Raw genomic sequence first — 17090 nt, 5'->3', positions numbered from 1 at the left:
TCGCCCAACGCGACCAATCGCCCTCCCCCAATCGTCCCCCCGCCGCCGCTGCGCCCCCCTTCGTGCCGCCCCGCGCGCTCAGGCGCTCAGCCAGCCTTCGAGCTTCGCCTCGTCGGGCAGCCCGCCGGCATGCACGAGCCGGCCGTCGATCGAGATCCCGGGCGTCGACATCACCCCCGCCATCGCGATCGCCTTCGGATCGCTGACCTTCTCGACCTCGACCTCGAGGCCGAGCTTCGCGGCGGCGGTGCGCACCATCTCCTCGGTGGTCGCGCAGCGCTTGCAGCCGGGGCCGTAAACCTTGACGGATTTCATGATTTTCTCCTTTCAGAAGATCACGTTGAACAAGAACCCGACGGCCAGGATGCCGGCCGTGACGACGCCGATGAAGACGGCGATCAGGCGCAGCGTCAGCACTTGGCGCAGGATGATCATCTCGGGCAGCGAGAGCGCGATCACGCTCATCATGAAGGCGAGAACGGTGCCGAGCGCCGCGCCCTTGCCCAGAAGCGCCTCGACGATCGGGATCACGCCGGCGGCGTTGGTGTACATCGGAATGCCCATCACCACCGCGGCGGGCACGCTCCACCAGGTGCCGGCGCCCATGATGCGGACCATCAGATCCTCGGGCACATAGCCGTGGATCAGCGCCCCCATGCCGATGCCGAGGATGATCCAGAGCCAGACCTTGCCGAAGATCTCGCGCACCGCGGTAAGGCCCAGCCGGTAGCGGTCGACCATCGTCAGATGTTCACCCTCCACCGCGACATCGGCGCCGGAATGGATGTCGCGCACCCAGTCCTGCAGCCAGCCCTCGAGATGCAGCTTGCCGATCACCCAGCCCGCGACGATCGCGATCACCAGACCAAAGCCGAGGTAGATCGCCGCCACCTGCCAGCCGACGAGACCGAAAAGCAGGATCAGCGCGACCTCGTTCACCATCGGCGCCGCGATCAGGAAGGAGAAGGTGACGCCAAGCGGGATCCCCGCCGAGACGAAGCCGATGAAAAGCGGCACCGCCGAGCAGGAGCAGAACGGCGTCACGATGCCGAGCATCGCGGCGAAGACATTGCCCACCCCCTCACGCCGGCCCGAGAGCAGCGCGCGGGTCTTTTCCGGCGAGAAGAAGCTGCGCACCACGCCCATCGCGAAGACGATCAGCGTGAGCAGCATCATCACCTTCGGCACGTCGTAGAAGAAGAAGGCGATCGCCTCGCCGGTGTGGCTGTGACGCTCGACCGGGAAAAAGGCGGTGATCCATTCCGCGACCGGAACGAGCTGGCGATAGACCAGCCACCAGAGCGCGACGAAGGCGACGACCCCCAGATGCCAGAGCCAGTCGGGCCGCCCCGGCCGGGCGGGAGAGACGGAAACACTCATGCGACGTTCCTTTCCTCACGGGCGTCAGCGGCGAGCACGGCGGCAAGCACGGCGCGGATCTCGGGCGGCATCTCCGGGTTCAGCCGGTAGCGCACCCATTGCGCATCGCGCCGGTCGACGACGATCCCGGCCTGCTTGAGCACCTGCATATGGCGCGACATCCGGCTTTGAGTGGCGTCGAGCTTGCGCATCAGCTCGCAGACGCAATGCTCCGACCCGTCCGCCAGAAGCGGGATCACGCCAAGGCGCGTCGGTTCGGCAAGGGCGGCGAGAACGGACAGAATCATCGGAGCTCCTCCTTATGCGCATCTGCGCATAAGCGTGAATTACCGCCATGACCTGGATCAATCAAGCCTGCAAATCCGTGCCCCCGTCTTGCGTCTGTCATCAAAGCTTCACTGGACGCGCGCTTATATTTCGATAAATCGTGAATTATGGAACAGAACGCTGCCGCCACCGCCTTCGCCACCCTCGGCCATCCCGACCGCCTCGCGGTCTTCCGGCTGCTGATGCGCTTCGCCCCGCGCGGCGTGCGCCCGACCGAGATCGCCGCGGCGCTGGGGATCAAGGCGAACACACTCTCGCATCACCTCGCAGACCTCGCCGGCGCGGGCCTCGTGCTCGTCGCGCGGCAGGGGCGCTCGCTTTACTACCGGGTCGACCTGCCGGTGACCGAGGCGCTGATCGGCTATCTCGCGCTCGACGTCGGCCGGGCGCGCCCCGACCTGATGACCGCGCTGCGCGGCTCCGCAACCGAGGTGCCCCCGATGGCGAACAAAAGCTTCAACGTGCTCTTCATCTGCTCGGGCAACTCGGCCCGCTCGCTCTTTGCCGAGGCGCTGCTGCGCGATCTCGGCGGCGCGAAATTCCAGGCCTTTTCCGCGGGCACCCGCCCGGGCAGCACGCCGAACCCTTTCGCGCTCGATGTCCTCGCCCGCAACGGCCATGACATTTCGGGCCTGCGCTCGAAACATCTCTCCGAGTTCCAGCGCCCCGGCGCGCCGGCGATGGATTTCGTCTTCACCGTCTGCGACACCGCCGCCGCCGAGGAATGCCCGCCCTGGCCCGGCCAGCCGATCTCGGGCCACTGGGGCCTGCCCGACCCGGTGCAGGCCACCGGCACCGAGGCCGAGCGCGCGCTCGTCTTCGCCGAGACCTATGGCGCGCTGCGCCGCCGGATCGCCGCCTTCGCCGCCCTGCCCTTCGCGCGCCTCGACCGGGCCGCGCTGCAATCCCGTGTCGACGCGATCGGCACCCTGCCCGAAAAGGACTGACCCATGCCCCGCATCGCGCTCAACGGCCTTGGCCGGATCGGCAAACTCGTGCTGCGCGCCCTGATCGACCAGGGCGCAGGCGGCGAGATCGTGCTGCTCAACGACCCCGAAGGGGATGCCGAACAGCAGGCGCTGCTGCTCGAATTCGATACGGTCCACGGCCGCTGGGCGACGCCGGTCGCCGCCGCCGAGGGCGCGCTGGTGCTGAACGGGCGGACGATCCGCCTGACCCGGGAAAGGACGATCGAGGCGCTGCCGCTCGCCGCGCTTGGCGTCGATCTGGTGATCGACGCGACCGGCGTGTTCAAGACCGCGGCGAAGGTGGCGCCCTATTACGCGGCGGGGGTGCGCAAGGTCGTGGTCAGCGCCCCGGTGAAGGACGGCGGCGCGCTGAACCTCGTCTATGGCGTGAACCATGCGCTTTACGACGGCACGCAGACCCTCGTGACCGCGGCCTCCTGCACGACGAATTGCCTCGCCCCGGTGGTGAAGGTGATCCACGAAAGCCTCGGCATCCGGCACGGGTCGATCACCACGATCCATGACGTGACCAACACGCAAACGATCGTCGACCGCCCCGCGAAGGACATGCGCCGCGCGCGTTCGGCGCTCGCGAACCTGATCCCCACCACCACCGGCTCGGCCACCGCGATCACCCTGATCTATCCCGAGCTGAAGGGCCGACTGAACGGCCATGCGGTGCGGGTGCCGCTGCTCAACGCCTCGCTCACCGATTGCGTCTTCGAGGTGGAACGCCCGACCAGTGCCGAGGAGGTCAACGCGCTTCTCAAGGCCGCCGCAGAAGGCCCGCTGAAGGGGATCCTGGGTTTCGAGACGCGGCCCCTCGTCTCGAGCGATTTCACCAACGACCCGCGTTCGGCGGTGATCGACGCCCCCTCGACGATGGTGACGAATGGCACCCAGGTGAAGATCTACGCCTGGTATGACAACGAATGGGGCTATTCCTGCCGGCTTGCCGATATCGTGCGTCTGGTTGCGGGGTCGATGTGAGCGCCCCGAACCCCCTGCGCGCCTATGCGGCGGTGACCGCCGCCTATTGGGCCTTCATGCTTTCCGACGGCGCGCTGCGGATGCTGGTGCTGTTGCATTTCAACACGCTCGGCTTTTCGCCGGTGCAGCTCGCCTGGCTCTTCCTGCTTTATGAGGTGGCGGGGATCGTGACCAATCTCGGCGCCGGCTGGCTTGCCGCGCGCTTTGGCCTTGCCGCCACGCTTTACGGCGGGCTCGCGTTGCAGATCGGCGCGCTCGTGGCGCTCGCGCAGCTCGATCCGGGCTGGGGCATCGGCGCCTCCGTCGCCTTCGTGATGACGGTGCAGGGGGTCTCCGGCGTGGCGAAGGATCTTGCCAAGATGTCGGCGAAATCCGCGGTCAAGCTGCTCGCCCCCACGGGCGAGGGCGGGCTTTTCCGCTGGGTCGCGGCGCTCACCGGGTCGAAGAACGCGGTGAAGGGGCTGGGCTTCTTCCTCGGCGCGGTGCTGCTTGGCGCCGTGGGCTTTCGCGGTGCGGTCTGGGGCATGGCGGCGGTGCTCGCCGCGATCCTGATCGCGGTGGTGCTGTTCCTGCCCGCGGGCCTGCCCGGGCGGATCAAATCCTCCGAGGCCTGGTCGGGCTGGCGCTCGAAGGACGCCCGCGTCAACCGCCTTTCCCTCGCGCGGATGTTCCTTTTCGGCGCGCGCGACGTCTGGTTCGTCGTCGGCATCCCGGTCTATTTCGACGCGGTGCTCTCCGACGGCACGCCCGCGGGCGCACGCGCGGCCTTCTTCCTCGTCGGCGGCTTCATGGCGGCCTGGATCGTCGGCTATGGCGCGGTGCAGGCCGCGGCGCCGCGGCTCCTCGGCGCGCGCAGCCAGCCCGAGGCCGCGATGGTCACAAAGGCGATCCGCTGGGCGGGGCTCCTGGTGCCGATCCCCTTCGCACTCGCCGCCGCAGCCTGGATCGCGGGCGGGCCGGCGCCCTGGCTCACGCTGACGCTGGTCGCGGGACTTCTGCTTTTCGGCTTCGTCTTCGCGGTGAATTCCTCGGTCCATTCCTACCTGATCCTCGCCTTCGGATCGGCCGAGCGGATCACCCGCGACGTCGGCTTCTACTACATGGCGAATGCGGCGGGGCGGCTGATCGGCACGCTGCTTTCGGGGCTGAGCTATCAGCTCGGAGGGCTGCCGCTTTGCCTCGCCACCGCAGGGGTGATGGCCGCGGCGAGCTGGATCGCCGCGCGCCGCCTCGCCGCGGGCTGAGCGCTCAGCCCGCCACCGCGGCCCAGTCGAGACCGAAGCGCTGCAGGTATTTCCGCAGCCGGTCGGCGTCGTTCACCGAGCTGCGCTGCGCGCGCGAGACCGCGAAAAGCTGCCGCCCCGCCGCGCTCAGGCTGGGCGCGCTGCGGCAGACGCGGATCACCTCGGCCAGCTGCACCCGGTCGAAGGGATCGACCTCCTCCGCCTGCGCGCCCAGCAGATCGGCAAGCAGCCCCGCATCGGCATCCGGGGCCATCCCGCGCCAAAGCCGGCGCAGCCCCTCGATCTCCTCGGCCACCATCGCGCGGGTGATCCGCCCGCGCGGCGCCAGCGTGCAGAGCCGCCGCACCGAGCCCGCGAAATCGCGGAAATTCCCGGGCCAGGGCGTCGCCGGATCGGCCGCGAACCGCAGGAACATCCCCTGCGCATCGGTGTTGAACCCGACCCGCAGGCCGAGCTCGCGCTCCGCCCGGGCGAGCTCGTGATGAAGGTTCGCCTCGATATCCTCGCGCCGCGCGCGCAGCGGCGGCAGCGCGAAGGTCCAGATATTGAGCCGCGCGAGCAGATCGGGCCGGAACCGCCCCTCCGCCACCAGCTGCACCGGGTCGCGCCCGGTGCCGGCGATCACCTGGAACCGGCTGGTGACCTCGTGATCGGAGCCGAGCGGATAGTAGCGCCCGGTCTCGATCGCCTGCAGCAGCGCCGCCTGTTCGTCGAGGCCGAGCGCGTCGACCTCGTCGAGGAAAAGCACCCCGCCGCCCGCCTCGTGCAGAAGACCGCTGCGCTCGCTGCCGGCGACGCCGGTGTGACTGCGGCGCTGCCCGAACAGCGTGGCGAGCGCCGCGCTCCCGCGCAGCGTGGCACAGTTGACCTGCACGAGCCGCCCCTTCACCCGCCGCCGTTGCAGCTTCAGCTCGTAGATCCGCTGCGCGAGTTCGGTCTTGCCGGTGCCGCTTTCGCCCAGCAGCAGGATCGGCGCGTCGGAGCGCCCCGCGACCAGCTCGATGCGGTCGATCACCGCGTTATAGGCGGGGCTGCGCGTCTCGATCCCGCCCTTGAGCAGGTCGCTGAAATCGCGCGCCACCAGATCGAAACGCTGCTGCAGCGCGTTGTAGCGGCTCAGGTCGAGGTCGATGATGTCGAGCTTGCCCGGCCCGTCCTCGGCGCTGCGCGGCGGGCCGGTCTGCGCCAGCCGCGCCGGCACATGGCGGCTTTCGGTGAGCAGGAACCAGCAGATCTGCGCGACATGGGTGCCGGTGGTGAGATGCACGAAATACTGCTCGCGGTCCTCGTCGAACCCGTAGTCGCGCGCGAAATCGAAGAGCTTGCCGTAGACCTCCTGGAAATCCCAGGGGTCGTCGAGGTCGAGCCGGCGCAGCAGCACCTCGGTCCCCGGCGAGGCGGCGATGATCTCGCGCTGCACATGTTCGGCGAGGCGCTGGAACTTGCCGTCATGCAAAAGCTCGAACCGGTCGACCGCGAACTCCGGCTGCTGGCACAGGCTGACGCTGGGCTTCCAGCGCGCCCGCCGCCCGGTGTCGAGCTGGGTGCCGAGAAAACCGATGACCACATTCCGCATGACCGTATCTCTTGCGATAAAATCGTATAATTTCAGATATTATTTCACGAGGCCCATTCCGACAATACCGGAACTTTACAATCAATTTCAATGGTTTGCGCAGATTTTCGGTTTTTCTCGGAGCCCCCGGCGCCGCATGGCACAAAGGGGCATCCAGAGAGGACGAGAGAGATGGCGAACAAATCCGTGTTTGCGGCACTGCGGGGCCGCCTGCTGCCGAAGACGACGGCGCTCAATGCCGAAGCGGCCCCCGCCTATGCCTATGACGAGGCCGTCGCGCTGGCGCAGCTGGCGATGACCGGCACTTTCGGCGCGATGGCCTATGGCGATCCGCTGGACGAGCTGGCCCGCACGCTGGCCTGCGCCGAGGCGGTCGATCCGCGCTTTCTCGCGCAGACCGCGGTCTTTGCCCGGCAGCGCGGCGCGATGAAGGACATGCCCGCGGTGCTGCTTGCGGTGCTGGCGCGGCGCGATCCGGCGCTGTTCCGCGCGGTCTTCGGCCGCGTCGTCGACAGCGGGCGGATGCTGCGCAGCTTCGTGCAGGTGGTGCGCTCCGGCCAGACCGGGCGCCGCTCGCTCGGCTCCGCGCCGAAGGCGATGGTGCAGCACTGGCTGAACGCCGCCTCCGACCGGGCGCTGCTCGGCGCGACGATCGGCAACGACCCGTCGCTCGCCGACGTGATCCGGATGGTCCACCCGAAGCCGGAAACCCCGGAGCGGGCGGCGCTTTACGCCTGGATCCTCGGGCGGCCCTGCGATCTCGCGGCGCTGCCGCGGGCGGTGCAGGACTGGCTCGTCTTTCGCGAAAACGGCGGGGTGGGCGCGCTGCCCGAGGTGCCGTTCCAGATGCTGACGCAGGGCGCCCTGAGCGCGGCGCAATGGGCCGAGCTTGCGCGGCGCGGCTCCTGGCAGATGGTGCGGCAGGGGCTGAACAGCTTTCACCGCCACGGCGCGTTCGAGGATGGCGAGACGCGGACGCAGGTCGCGGCGCTGCTGCGCGATCCGGAGGCGATCGGAAAGGCCCGTGCCTTCCCGTATCAGCTGATGGTCGCGGTGCAGAACCTCGCCCCCGGCATGCCGCGCGAGATCCGCGAGGCGCTGCACGACGCGATGGAGATCGCGCTGCGCAACGTGCCGCGGGTCGGTGGCCCGGTCGTGGTCTGCCCGGATGTCTCCGGCTCGATGACCGGGGCGGTGACCGGCGATCGCCCGGGCGCGCGTTCGGTGGTGCGGCATGTGGACGTGGCGGCGCTCGTCGCGGCGGCGTTCCTGCGGGTCAACCGCGACTGCACCGTGCTGCCCTTCGCCGAAGCGGTGCGCCCGCTGCCGCTCGAGCCGCGCGACACGGTCGTCACCAGCGCCAGCCGGCTTGCCGCGCTGGCGGGGGGCGGCACCAGTTGCTCGGCGCCGCTCGCCTGGCTGAACGCGCAGGGACAGACGCCCGACCTCGTGGTCTTCGTCTCCGACAACCAGTCCTGGGTGGATGCCCGGACGGGCGGACAGGGGACCGCGATGATGCGCGAATGGGAGTGGCTGAAACGCCGCAACCCGAAGGCGAAACTCGTCTGCGTCGACATCGCGCCCTATGGCACGACCCAGGCGCAGGGGCGCGCCGATGTGCTCAACATCGGCGGTTTCTCCGACGCGGTCTTCGAGCGGATCGCCGCCTTCGCCGAGGGGCAGGACGGCCCGGATCACTGGCTCGAGGAGATCGGGCGGATCGAGATCTGAACCCGGGGGCGGGTCCGCCCGCCCCCACCACGCAACGGATTTCCGGCGAATGCCGGCGGAACTACAGAACTTCCAATTCCCAGGTCGCGGGTTCGACTCCCGCCGTGGCCGCCAATTGTGGCCGCGTAGCTCAGCGGACAGAGCAGGATGTTTCGCCACCCCCTTGTCGCCGGGGTCATCCGGGACGGGCCCGCCCGCCCCACCACCATCGCAGCAGGAGGAATGCCTGCGGGACTACAGGTCTAGCCTGTTCGATTCAGGCACGCTCCTCGGGGGAGCGATGTCCCGCGTCCCTTGTCCTCCGCCCTGAAAGGAACCCCCCGGCGAATGCCGAAGGAACTACAGCTCCACCATTCCGGACCAGCCGAGGGGTTCGATCCCCCTCACAGCTCACGCCCAGACGGCAAACGCATTTCGATGCGGGGCGGGCCCCGGGTTGTTTCTTCTCCCTCGTCGCCGGGGGCCATGACCGCGAAAGATCGAGAGATGATCGAAGAGATGAAGTCCCTCCCCCCGATCACCGGGGATGACCTGAAGGCCTGGGGCCACCGCCCCGGCGCGCAGTTTCCCGCGCTGCTGGCGCGGGCGGGCGAGATGCTGGGCGCGGGGAGCGACCGCGCGCAGATCCGCGCCGTGCTCGCCGCCGAGATCCCGCCCGCCCCGGTCCAGCGCGCGCTGCGCGCCCGCGGCACGGTGCCCTTCCACGAGACGATCGAGGCGGGCGATGCCGACGAGGCGGAGAACCTCGCCAAGGTCCGCGCGACGATGACCGAGCTGATGCGCACCCCCACGATCGAGGCGGGCGCGATCATGCCCGACGCCTGCCCCGCGGGCCCGCTCGGCACGATCCCGGTGGGCGGCGTGGCGGCGGCGCGCGACGCGATCCATCCCGGCATGCATTCGGCCGATATCTGCTGTTCGGTGATGATCACCGACCTCGGCTTTGCCGATCCGAAAGCGGTGCTCGACGCGGCGCAAAAGGTCACCCATTTCGGCCCCGGCGGGCGGCCGCAGGGGCAGCGTTTCACCGTCTCGCTCGACCTGCTCGACGCCTTTCGCGCGAATGGCTTCCTCAACGATCCCAAGGCCTTGCGCATGGCGCAGGAGCATATGGGCACGCAGGGGGACGGCAACCATTTCCTCTTCGTCGGGCGCTCGCGCAAGACCGGGCGCACCGCGATCGTGACCCATCACGGCTCGCGCGGGCCGGGCGCGGTGCTCTACAAGCGGGGGATGGAGGTGGCCGAGCGCTTCCGCCGCGCGCTCTCGCCGCAGACGCTCCGACAGAACGCCTGGATCCCCGCCGATACCGCGGAGGGGCGCGCCTATTGGGAGGCGCTGCAGCTGATCCGGAAATGGACGAAGGCCAATCACAACGCGCTGCACCAGGCCACGGTCGAGGCGGCGCGGGCGGAGGCCGGCGCGCGGTTCTGGAACGAGCATAATTTCGTCTTCCGCCGCGGCGATCTCTTCCTGCATGGCAAGGGGGCGACCCCGGCCTGGGGCGATTACGCGGCCGATGCGACCGGGCTCACGCTGATCCCGCTCAACATGGCGGAGCCGGTGCTGGTGGTGCGCGGGCGCGACGCGGCCTGTGGCCTCGGCTTCAGCCCGCATGGCGCGGGGCGCAATTTCTCGCGCTCCGAGCACCGGCGCCGGATGGGCGGGGTGACGCCCGAGCAGATGCTGAAGGCCGAGACCGCGGGGCTCGACATCCGCTTTCACGCGGGCGGGATCGACGCCTCCGAACTGCCCTCGGGCTACAAGCGGGCGGAGAGCGTCGTCGCGCAGATCGGTGCCCACGGGCTGGCGGAGATCGAGGATTACATCGACCCCTACGGCTGCATCATGGCGGGCGACGTGCCGCCGTTCTGGCTGGAGCGCAAGACGGGCCGGCGCTAACCGGTCGGGGCAGCCTGCGCGGCTGCCCCCTGCCCGTTCAGCGGTTGCGATCGACCTGCGCCGCCATCACGCACATCAGCTCGAACATCACCGTCGCGCCGGCCAGCGCGGTCATGCCGGCCAGATCGAAGGGCGGCGCCACCTCGACCACATCGGCGCCGGCGATGTTCGCGCCGGTGAGCAGCCGCAGCATCTGCTGCGCCTCGCGCGTGGTGAAGCCGCCGATCTCCGGCGTGCCGGTGCCGGGCGCCATCGAGGGGTCGATCGAATCGATGTCGAAGGTGATGTAGGTCGGCGCCTGCCCGACGATCTCGAGCGCCTCGGCGATCACCGCCTCGGGGCCGCGGGCGACGAATTCTTCCATGTAGATGATGCGGATGCCCTGCGCCTTCGCCCAGTCATGCTCGCCCGGCTCGTAGACCGAGCCGCGGATGCCTATCTGCACCACGCGCTTCGGATCGAGCACGCCCTCCTCGATCGCGCGGCGGAAGGGGGTGCCGTGGGTATAGCGGTTGCCGCCGAAATAGGTGTCGTTGGTGTCGGAATGCGCGTCGAAATGGATCATGCCCAGCGCCTTGCCACCACCCCGCGGCCCTTTCGAAACGGCGCGCAGCGAGGGCAGCGTGGTCAGGTGATCGCCGCCCACCGCGAGCGGCAGCGCGCCGGTGGCGACGATCGCGGCCATGCCGGCCTCGATCCGCGCGATGCCGTCCATCAGGTCGATCGGGTTCACCGAAAGATCGCCCACATCGGCGATATTGGCGATCTCGAAGGGCGCGATGCCCGAGGCGTGATGCGCGCTGCGCATCAGGCTCGACATGTTGCGCACCTCGCGCGGGCCGTGGCGGGCGCCGGCGCGGTTCGTCGTGCCGCCATCCCACGGAATACCGACGAGCGCGATGTCGAGCCCCGCGGCCGAGGCCACGGCCGGCAGGCGCATGAAGGTCGAATGCCCGGCGAACCGCGGCACTTCGGCGGCGTCGATCGGCTGGTGGAACTTGGTCATTTTCACGTCCTCAGTTGAATTCGCGGGCAACGGCCGCGGCGATGCCGGCGGTGCAATCGGCAAGCAGCCATTCGCCCTTTTCCGCCGACGACCCTTCGGTGAGCGACAGCACGCCCGAGGGCGGCACCTCGGCGCAGGGCTTCGGGTAGCGGTCATAGGGCAGGAAATCGGCGGGGCCGTCATGGGCGGCCTTCGTCAGATCGACGAGCTCGGGGCGCAGCGCCATCATCATCGAGGTCTCGATCACCGAGGCATGTTCGAGCTCGATCCCCGGGTAACCGTCGGGGAAGATGCGGTCGAGCGTCTCGGGGCGCACCATGTCCCAGTGGTCGACGCGCAGGATGACGAGGCCGTCGGTGCGGTCGCGCCCGATCGCGTCGAGCGCAAGTTCGATCCCCTCGATCGTCGGGCCGATATTCTCGTAATGCCCGTTCACGGTGACGATCTTGCGCACCTTCTGGCGGAAAAGCTCGCAGATCACGTCGCGGACGATCAGCGAGAAGGTCTGCGCCGTGAGATTGATCGTGCCGGGAAAGCCGGGGCCGCCGCCGGTTTTGGGTTGCGAGCGGTTGCCATAGGCGACGGTCGGCAGCACAAGGCCCCCGACCTCGGCCGCGGCGCGCGCGGCGATCGCGGTCGGCAGCACCACATCGACATTGAGCGCCATGTGGCGGCCGTGCTGCTCGGTCGCGCCGAGCGGCAGGAAGACGGGGGCACCGGCGGCGATGCGGGCCTCGACCTCGGGCCAGGGCAGTTCGGCATAGAAAACGGTATCGGTCATCGGCTGGTCCATCAGATCATCGCGGCGCCGCCATTGGCGCCGAGGCATTGCCCGGTGAAAAGCGTGGCGCCCGGCCCGGCGAGGAAGACGACCGCGGCGGCGACCTCCTCGGGGCGGCCGATGCGGCCAAGCGGATTGGCGGTTTCCTCGGCCTGCGCGCTTGCGTCGAGGCTGTCGAAACCCAGAAGCGGCGTGTCGGTCGGCCCCGGCGCGACGGCATTGACGAGGATCCGCGGCGCAAGCTCGCGCGCCCAGGACCGCGTGGCGCCCAGCATCGCCGCCTTCGTCGCGACATAGACCGAGGCATTGGCGCGGCCGAGATAGGCGAGCTCGGAGACGGTGTTGATGATCCGCCCGCCGTCGGGCAGATGCGCCAGCACCTCGCGCGCGACGAGCATCGCGCCGTGCACGTTCACCGCGAACATCCGGTCGATATGGGCGGCCCCGAGGGTGGCCAGCGGCTCCTCCTCGAGGATGCCGGCGTTGTTGACGAGAATGTCGATCCCGCCGAGCCAGGCCGCCGCCCCCGCCACCGCGGCGGTGATCTGCGCCTCCTGCGCGAGGTCACAGGCGAGGATCGGGAAGCCGGTCTCGATCGGGCGCAGATCGAGGCCGATCACCTCGGCGCCGGCCTCCTGCAGCGCGCGGGCGGCGGCAAATCCGATGCCGCTCGCCGCGCCGGTGACGAGGGCGCGCTTGCCCGCAAGCGGTTTCACCATGGCACTTCTCCCCGATCGACGCCGAGCGTCTGCCCGGTGATATTGGCGGCCAGATCCGAGGCCAGAAACAGATAGGTCGGCGCCATGTCGGGCGGCTCCATCAGCCCGGGCAGCGCCTGACCGGCGACGATTTCGGCCAGCAGATCGTCCTCCGCCCGCCCCGCCTCGGCCGCGATCCGGCCGAGCGAGCGCATCGAGGCCTCGGTCCGCACCCAGCCCGGGCAGACCGCGTTCACCCGGATGCCGCGGGGGCCAAGCTCGCGCGCCCAGGTCTTGGTGAGCCCGATGATCGCGTGTTTCGAGGCGACATAGGCGCCGAAGCCGGGTTCCGCCACGCGGCCCCAGATCGAGGCGGTATTGACGATCGCGCCCCCCGGCCCCATCCGGCCCAGCGCCGCAGCGGTCACCAGCGCCGTGCCGGTCACGTTGATGTCGATCACCCGGCGGAAGGCGTCGCTCACCGCGTCGCTGTCCTCGGTGATCGGCGTCATCAGCTCGAGCCCGGCGTTGTTGATCAGCACGTCGATGCGGTCGAGCGGCGCCAGCGCGCGGATCACCTCGGCCTTGACCGAAATATCCGCCTCGGCCGCGGTCGCGCCGAGCGCCGCGGCGCGCGCATGCACCGCGGCATCGTTCGCGACCAGATGCAGCCGGGCGCCGGCGCGGGCGAAGCCCTCGGCCACGCCAAGGCCGATGCCCCGGCTCGATCCGGTGATGACGACGCTGCGGCCGGAAAAGTCGATCCCGGTCATTTGTGCCCCTCCTCGCGCATCATGCGCATGATCTTGCGTTCCATCTCGGCGTAGCCCGGGAGCGCGATCACATCCTCCTTCGCGCCGAGCCGACCCGGCTTGAACGTGGGGATGATCTCTTCCTTCAACCGGCCCGGGTGGCTCGAGAGGAAGACGATCTTGTCGGCGAGGAAGATCGCCTCCTCGATGTCATGGGTGACGATGATCATCGTCGTGCCCGAGGCCTGGGCGACCTCGATCATCAGCTCCTGCATCTGCCAGCGGGTTTCCGCGTCGAGCGCGCCGAAGGGTTCGTCCATCAGCAGCACCTCGGGCGCGTTCGCCAGCGTGCGGGCGATCGCCACGCGTTGGCGCATGCCGCCCGAAAGCCGCGAGGGATAGGCGTCGATGAATTTCGTCAGCCCGACGAGACCGATGAAGCGTTCCGCCCGCGCGCGCCGCTCCGCCGCCGGCACGCCGTTGATCTTCATGCCGAATTCGACGTTCTTGCCGACCGACATCCAGTCAAACGAGCTGTAGGCCTGAAACACCATGCCGCGCTCGCGCCCCGGGCCGTCGATCGGAGTGTCGTTGAGCAGCACGGCGCCCGAGGTCTGGGGCTCGAGCCCGGCGATCATCCGCAGGATGGTCGACTTGCCGCTGCCCGAGGGGCCGAGCAGCACGCAGATCGAGCCTTTCTCGACCGCGAAGCTGACATCGTCGACCGCGGTGAGCGCCTGCCCGCCGGGCAGGTCGAAGGTCTTGGAAACGTTTTTGATTTGCAGCAGGGCGGACATCAGCGCTTGTCCTCCAGATAGGGGAAGAGGCGACGGTGCAGCAGCGCGAAGGCCATATCGAAGGCCATGCCGAGCGCCCCGATCACGATGATGCCGGCGAGGATCTCGTCGGTTTTCAGGAACCGGCGCGCGCGCATCATCATCGCGCCGATGCCGGTGGTGGAGGCGACGATCTCGGCGATCACCAGGTAGGTCCAGACCACGGCCAGCATCTGCCGCATTGCGACGAGGATATTGGGCAGAACCGCGGGCAGCATCACCTGAAACACGGTGACGCGGCGGTTGGCGCCAAGGGTCAGCGCGGTCTCGATCAGCTCCTTGCGGATCTCGCGGGTGTGGTCGGCGATCAGCGTCACGAGGAAGAAGATCACGCCGAGGAAAAGAAGCGCGAGCTTCGGCGTCTCGCCGGTGCCGAACCACATGAGCAGGATCGGGATGAAGGAGGGCGCCGGCAGGTAGCGCCAGGCCGAGACGAAGGGCGCGAGCACCGCGTCGATCGCCGGGAAGGCGCCCATCGCGACGCCAAGCGGCACGGCGACGAGGCAGGCCAGCGCAAAGGCGATCAGCACCCGCCCGATCGAGATCAGCACATCGGCGCCAAACCCCTGCTCGGCAAAAAGCCGGACGATGGTGGCGAAGACCTGCCCGGGCGGCGGCACCAGGATCGGGTTCACCCAGCCAAGGCCCGAGGCGAGGATCCAGGCCCCGAAGAACAGGGCCCAGATGCCAAGGGCGGAGATCAGCCGCTGCCGCCCCGAAACCGGGACGCGCACTTGCAGGAGGCGGGGCCTGCGCCCCTTGGAAGCGGTCGTCATCGGATCCTCCGTTGCCCCCGCGGCGCGCAGCCGCAGGGAAGGTCGCGATCAGTTTGCGCCAAAGGACTGACGATAGCCCTGCGCCACGAGATCGCCCATCAGCGAGCAGTCGATGCCCGCGGCCGGGTCGATCTTCGTCTCCATCAGGCCAAGCTTGATCCACCAGTCGTTGGTGAGTGCGACCGAGCCCGGCATCGAGCCGTTCGGCAGGCCGAAGGGCGGTTCGCCCGCGAGCACACCGCAGGTGCGCGCGCTCTCGTCGAAGTCGAAGACATAGATGCCGCCGTCGAGGCTCTTGCCATCGGTGCCGATCACCGCGTTGATGTCGTCGAGCGGCCATTGCAGGTAGTCGGCCATCAGCGCGTTCACCTCGGCGACATGGTCGTGCCAGTAACCGCGGGCGTCCCATTCGGCCTTGAGCACGGCCAGCGCGGCGTCACGCTTCGTCGCGATGAAATCCTTGTTCATGTAGAGCGAGTCCATGAAGATGCCGGTCTTCAGCATCTCCGGATCGGTGGTGTTCACGACCGATTTCGCGCCCGGCGCCGCCGCGAGCACCTTGGAAATCCAGGGCTCGTACATATAGGCGGCGGCGAGGTCGCCCGATAGCATCGGCCCCACCGCCTCGTCGGCGTTGAGGTTCACCCAGGTCACGTCGCCCGGCGCGATGCCCTGCCGGTCGAGCCAGAGCCCCATCAGGAGTTGCCCGATATAGGCCTGCGGCGCGGCGACCTTCTTGCCCTTGAGATCGCCGGGCTCCACGCCCGCGGCGAGGATGACGTGATCGACGCCGTAGGAGGGGTTGAGATAGGCGACGTTCACCTCGTTCAGCCCCGCCTCGACCGAGACCGGCACATAATCGGCGGTGCAGCCGTAGACGTCGATCTGCCCCGCGGCGAGCGCGGCATGACCGCCGAGCGGATCCTCGAAATTGGTGATGTTGAGGTCATAGCCCGGCAGCAGGGCCTTTTCCTTCGCGACCTCGAGCATCGCATAACCCGGCCAGGAAACGCAGATACCGACGTTGATCGTGTCCTTGGCGGCGGCGGCACCGGTGCCGAGCAGGACGGCGGCGAGGGCGAGGGGCAGTGTCTTCGTCTTCATGGCGGGGGCTCCCTGACGGTCGTCGTGAGTGGTGGGGTGAGTGGTGGCAGTGTGAGTGGTGGTTGTCTTGCAGAAACCATACGGCACAAAAATTTTTAGTCCACTAAAATTTTTTCTCAGTAAAAATTCTATTGCAATTCCCGCCCCGCGACGGAATGATGCCCCCATGTCAGAAGCACCGCCCACGAGCCTCCGCGAAAGGCAGAAGGAAGACCGCAAGGCCCGCATCATCGCCGCGGCGAAGCGCCTCTTCCTCGAAGCCGGTCTGGAAAAGATCACGATGGAGGCGATCGCCGAGATTGCCGGCGTCTCCAGCGTCACAGTGCACAATTACTACGGCACGAAATCGGGCGTTCTGCTCGCGCTCGTCGCGGAAAGTGACCGCGAGCTGCTCGCCACGCTCGAGGGCCGGCTTGCGGGGCAGTGCGAAAGCCTGACCGACCTCGTGCTGCGCTTCTTCGAGATCGTCTGCGCCCATACCCAGACCCATCTCGACAAGGCGATCTGGCGGCAGGTGATCGCGGCCTCGGTCTCGGGCACGGAGCCGCGCTTCGGCAAGCTCTACCACGAGCTCGACAATCGCCTCGCCTCGGTGCTGATCCGCGAGATCGAGCGGCTGATCGGCGCCGGGCACCTGCCGGAGACGACCCATCCGACGCATCTCGGCTGGGCGCTCTTCAACCTGCAGAACGCGCGCTTCATCGAATATATCTCCTCCGACGCGGCGGCGCAGGACCAGTGCCGGCAGCATCTGAGCAACGATCTGAACGCGCTGCTGGCGATGGCCACCCCTGCCCCGGCGGCCCCGCCCGCGACCTGAGACCGGTGCTGCACCGCCGCAACGGCCGGGCGCGCGCCCGCGTTTGACCGTGGCGGAAACGGCCCGCCTGCGCGGCCTTGTTGCACAAATCGGGTGAGGGATTCACTGCGTGAATCCAGCATGATAGCTGGATGGCATGAGCAGTTGGGCCCCTACGAAGTACAAGACCACGAACTGGTCGGCTTACAATGAAGCGTTG

General features: G+C 68.6%; 17 protein-coding genes. 6 read left to right on the top strand and 11 right to left on the bottom strand.

The features are described from left to right. Positions 1-78 precede the first annotated feature (78 nt). Genes AB7U46_RS05275 through AB7U46_RS05265 form a run of 3 tightly spaced genes read right to left on the bottom strand, consistent with a single transcriptional unit; the run spans position 79 to position 1667 of the window. Entirely contained in the window at positions 79-315 is a 237-nt protein-coding gene (locus AB7U46_RS05275) for a thioredoxin family protein (RefSeq protein WP_428335894.1), read from the bottom strand. A gap of 12 nt (positions 316-327) precedes the next feature. Then, positions 328-1380, bottom strand: a complete 1053-nt coding sequence (locus AB7U46_RS05270; protein WP_428335893.1) for a permease — start codon at positions 1378-1380, stop codon at positions 328-330. Continuing rightward, positions 1377-1667 (bottom strand): ArsR/SmtB family transcription factor, encoded by a 291-nt coding sequence (locus tag AB7U46_RS05265; RefSeq protein ID WP_428335892.1) that lies wholly within the window; start codon positions 1665-1667, stop codon positions 1377-1379. Before AB7U46_RS05265 ends, AB7U46_RS05270 begins: the two co-directional genes overlap by 4 nt. 147 nt (positions 1668-1814) lie before the next feature. On the opposite strand from AB7U46_RS05265, the gene AB7U46_RS05260 reads away from it, so the two are divergent. The 3 genes from AB7U46_RS05260 to arsJ are packed head-to-tail and all read left to right on the top strand — an operon-like array spanning position 1815 to position 4909. After that, complete coding sequence (locus AB7U46_RS05260) at positions 1815-2654, top strand: metalloregulator ArsR/SmtB family transcription factor (protein WP_428335891.1); 840 nt, start codon at positions 1815-1817, stop codon at positions 2652-2654. A gap of 3 nt (positions 2655-2657) precedes the next feature. Then, complete coding sequence (locus AB7U46_RS05255; protein ID WP_428335890.1) at positions 2658-3665, top strand: ArsJ-associated glyceraldehyde-3-phosphate dehydrogenase; 1008 nt, start codon at positions 2658-2660, stop codon at positions 3663-3665. Between the two features lie 56 nt (positions 3666-3721). Beyond that, the gene (gene arsJ, locus AB7U46_RS05250) at positions 3722-4909 is read left to right on the top strand and encodes an organoarsenical effux MFS transporter ArsJ (protein ID WP_428335966.1); all 1188 of its coding nucleotides are present in this window, start codon (positions 3722-3724) and stop codon (positions 4907-4909) included. A gap of 4 nt (positions 4910-4913) precedes the next feature. Here arsJ and rtcR read toward each other — a convergent pair whose 3' ends face one another. Continuing rightward, positions 4914-6485, bottom strand: coding sequence for an RNA repair transcriptional activator RtcR (rtcR, locus tag AB7U46_RS05245; RefSeq protein WP_428335889.1), 1572 nt, complete (start codon positions 6483-6485; stop codon positions 4914-4916). Between the two features lie 171 nt (positions 6486-6656). On the opposite strand from rtcR, the gene AB7U46_RS05240 reads away from it, so the two are divergent. Both AB7U46_RS05240 and AB7U46_RS05235 read left to right on the top strand, forming a co-directional pair. Then, complete coding sequence (locus tag AB7U46_RS05240) at positions 6657-8216, top strand: vWA domain-containing protein (protein WP_428335888.1); 1560 nt, start codon at positions 6657-6659, stop codon at positions 8214-8216. Positions 8217-8714: 498 nt separating this feature from the next. Further along, complete coding sequence (locus AB7U46_RS05235; RefSeq protein WP_428335887.1) at positions 8715-10118, top strand: RtcB family protein; 1404 nt, start codon at positions 8715-8717, stop codon at positions 10116-10118. A gap of 37 nt (positions 10119-10155) precedes the next feature. Here AB7U46_RS05235 and speB read toward each other — a convergent pair whose 3' ends face one another. The 7 genes from speB to AB7U46_RS05200 are packed head-to-tail and all read right to left on the bottom strand — an operon-like array spanning position 10156 to position 16071. After that, positions 10156-11124 (bottom strand): agmatinase, encoded by a 969-nt coding sequence (speB, locus tag AB7U46_RS05230; protein ID WP_428335886.1) that lies wholly within the window; start codon positions 11122-11124, stop codon positions 10156-10158. A 10-nt stretch (positions 11125-11134) separates the two neighbouring features. Then, positions 11135-11905 carry a creatininase gene (locus AB7U46_RS05225; RefSeq protein WP_428335885.1) on the bottom strand — a complete coding sequence of 257 codons (771 nt, stop codon included), beginning with the start codon at positions 11903-11905 and terminating at the stop codon, positions 11135-11137. A gap of 11 nt (positions 11906-11916) precedes the next feature. After that, positions 11917-12624, bottom strand: coding sequence for an SDR family NAD(P)-dependent oxidoreductase (locus tag AB7U46_RS05220; RefSeq protein ID WP_428335884.1), 708 nt, complete (start codon positions 12622-12624; stop codon positions 11917-11919). Next, positions 12618-13376, bottom strand: a complete 759-nt coding sequence (locus AB7U46_RS05215; protein ID WP_428335883.1) for an SDR family NAD(P)-dependent oxidoreductase — start codon at positions 13374-13376, stop codon at positions 12618-12620. Before AB7U46_RS05215 ends, AB7U46_RS05220 begins: the two co-directional genes overlap by 7 nt. Beyond that, positions 13373-14152 carry an ABC transporter ATP-binding protein gene (locus tag AB7U46_RS05210; protein WP_428335882.1) on the bottom strand — a complete coding sequence of 260 codons (780 nt, stop codon included), beginning with the start codon at positions 14150-14152 and terminating at the stop codon, positions 13373-13375. The genes AB7U46_RS05215 and AB7U46_RS05210 overlap by 4 nt, the downstream gene beginning before the upstream one ends. Next, a complete protein-coding gene (locus tag AB7U46_RS05205) occupies positions 14152-14967 on the bottom strand; it encodes an ABC transporter permease (RefSeq protein ID WP_428335881.1) in 816 nt (271 codons plus the stop codon). Before AB7U46_RS05205 ends, AB7U46_RS05210 begins: the two co-directional genes overlap by 1 nt. Positions 14968-15015: 48 nt before the next feature. Beyond that, positions 15016-16071 carry an ABC transporter substrate-binding protein gene (locus AB7U46_RS05200; protein WP_428335880.1) on the bottom strand — a complete coding sequence of 352 codons (1056 nt, stop codon included), beginning with the start codon at positions 16069-16071 and terminating at the stop codon, positions 15016-15018. A 166-nt stretch (positions 16072-16237) separates the two neighbouring features. On the opposite strand from AB7U46_RS05200, the gene AB7U46_RS05195 reads away from it, so the two are divergent. Further along, positions 16238-16891, top strand: a complete 654-nt coding sequence (locus AB7U46_RS05195; protein WP_428335879.1) for a TetR/AcrR family transcriptional regulator — start codon at positions 16238-16240, stop codon at positions 16889-16891. The last annotated feature ends 199 nt before the right edge of the window (positions 16892-17090 follow it).

It is taken from the genome of Paenirhodobacter sp., from assembly GCF_050177655.1.
Lineage (GTDB): Bacteria > Pseudomonadota > Alphaproteobacteria > Rhodobacterales > Rhodobacteraceae > Rhodobacter.
The sequence above is the reverse complement of the archived record's forward strand: the minus strand, read 5'-3'. Positions and strand labels throughout refer to the sequence as shown.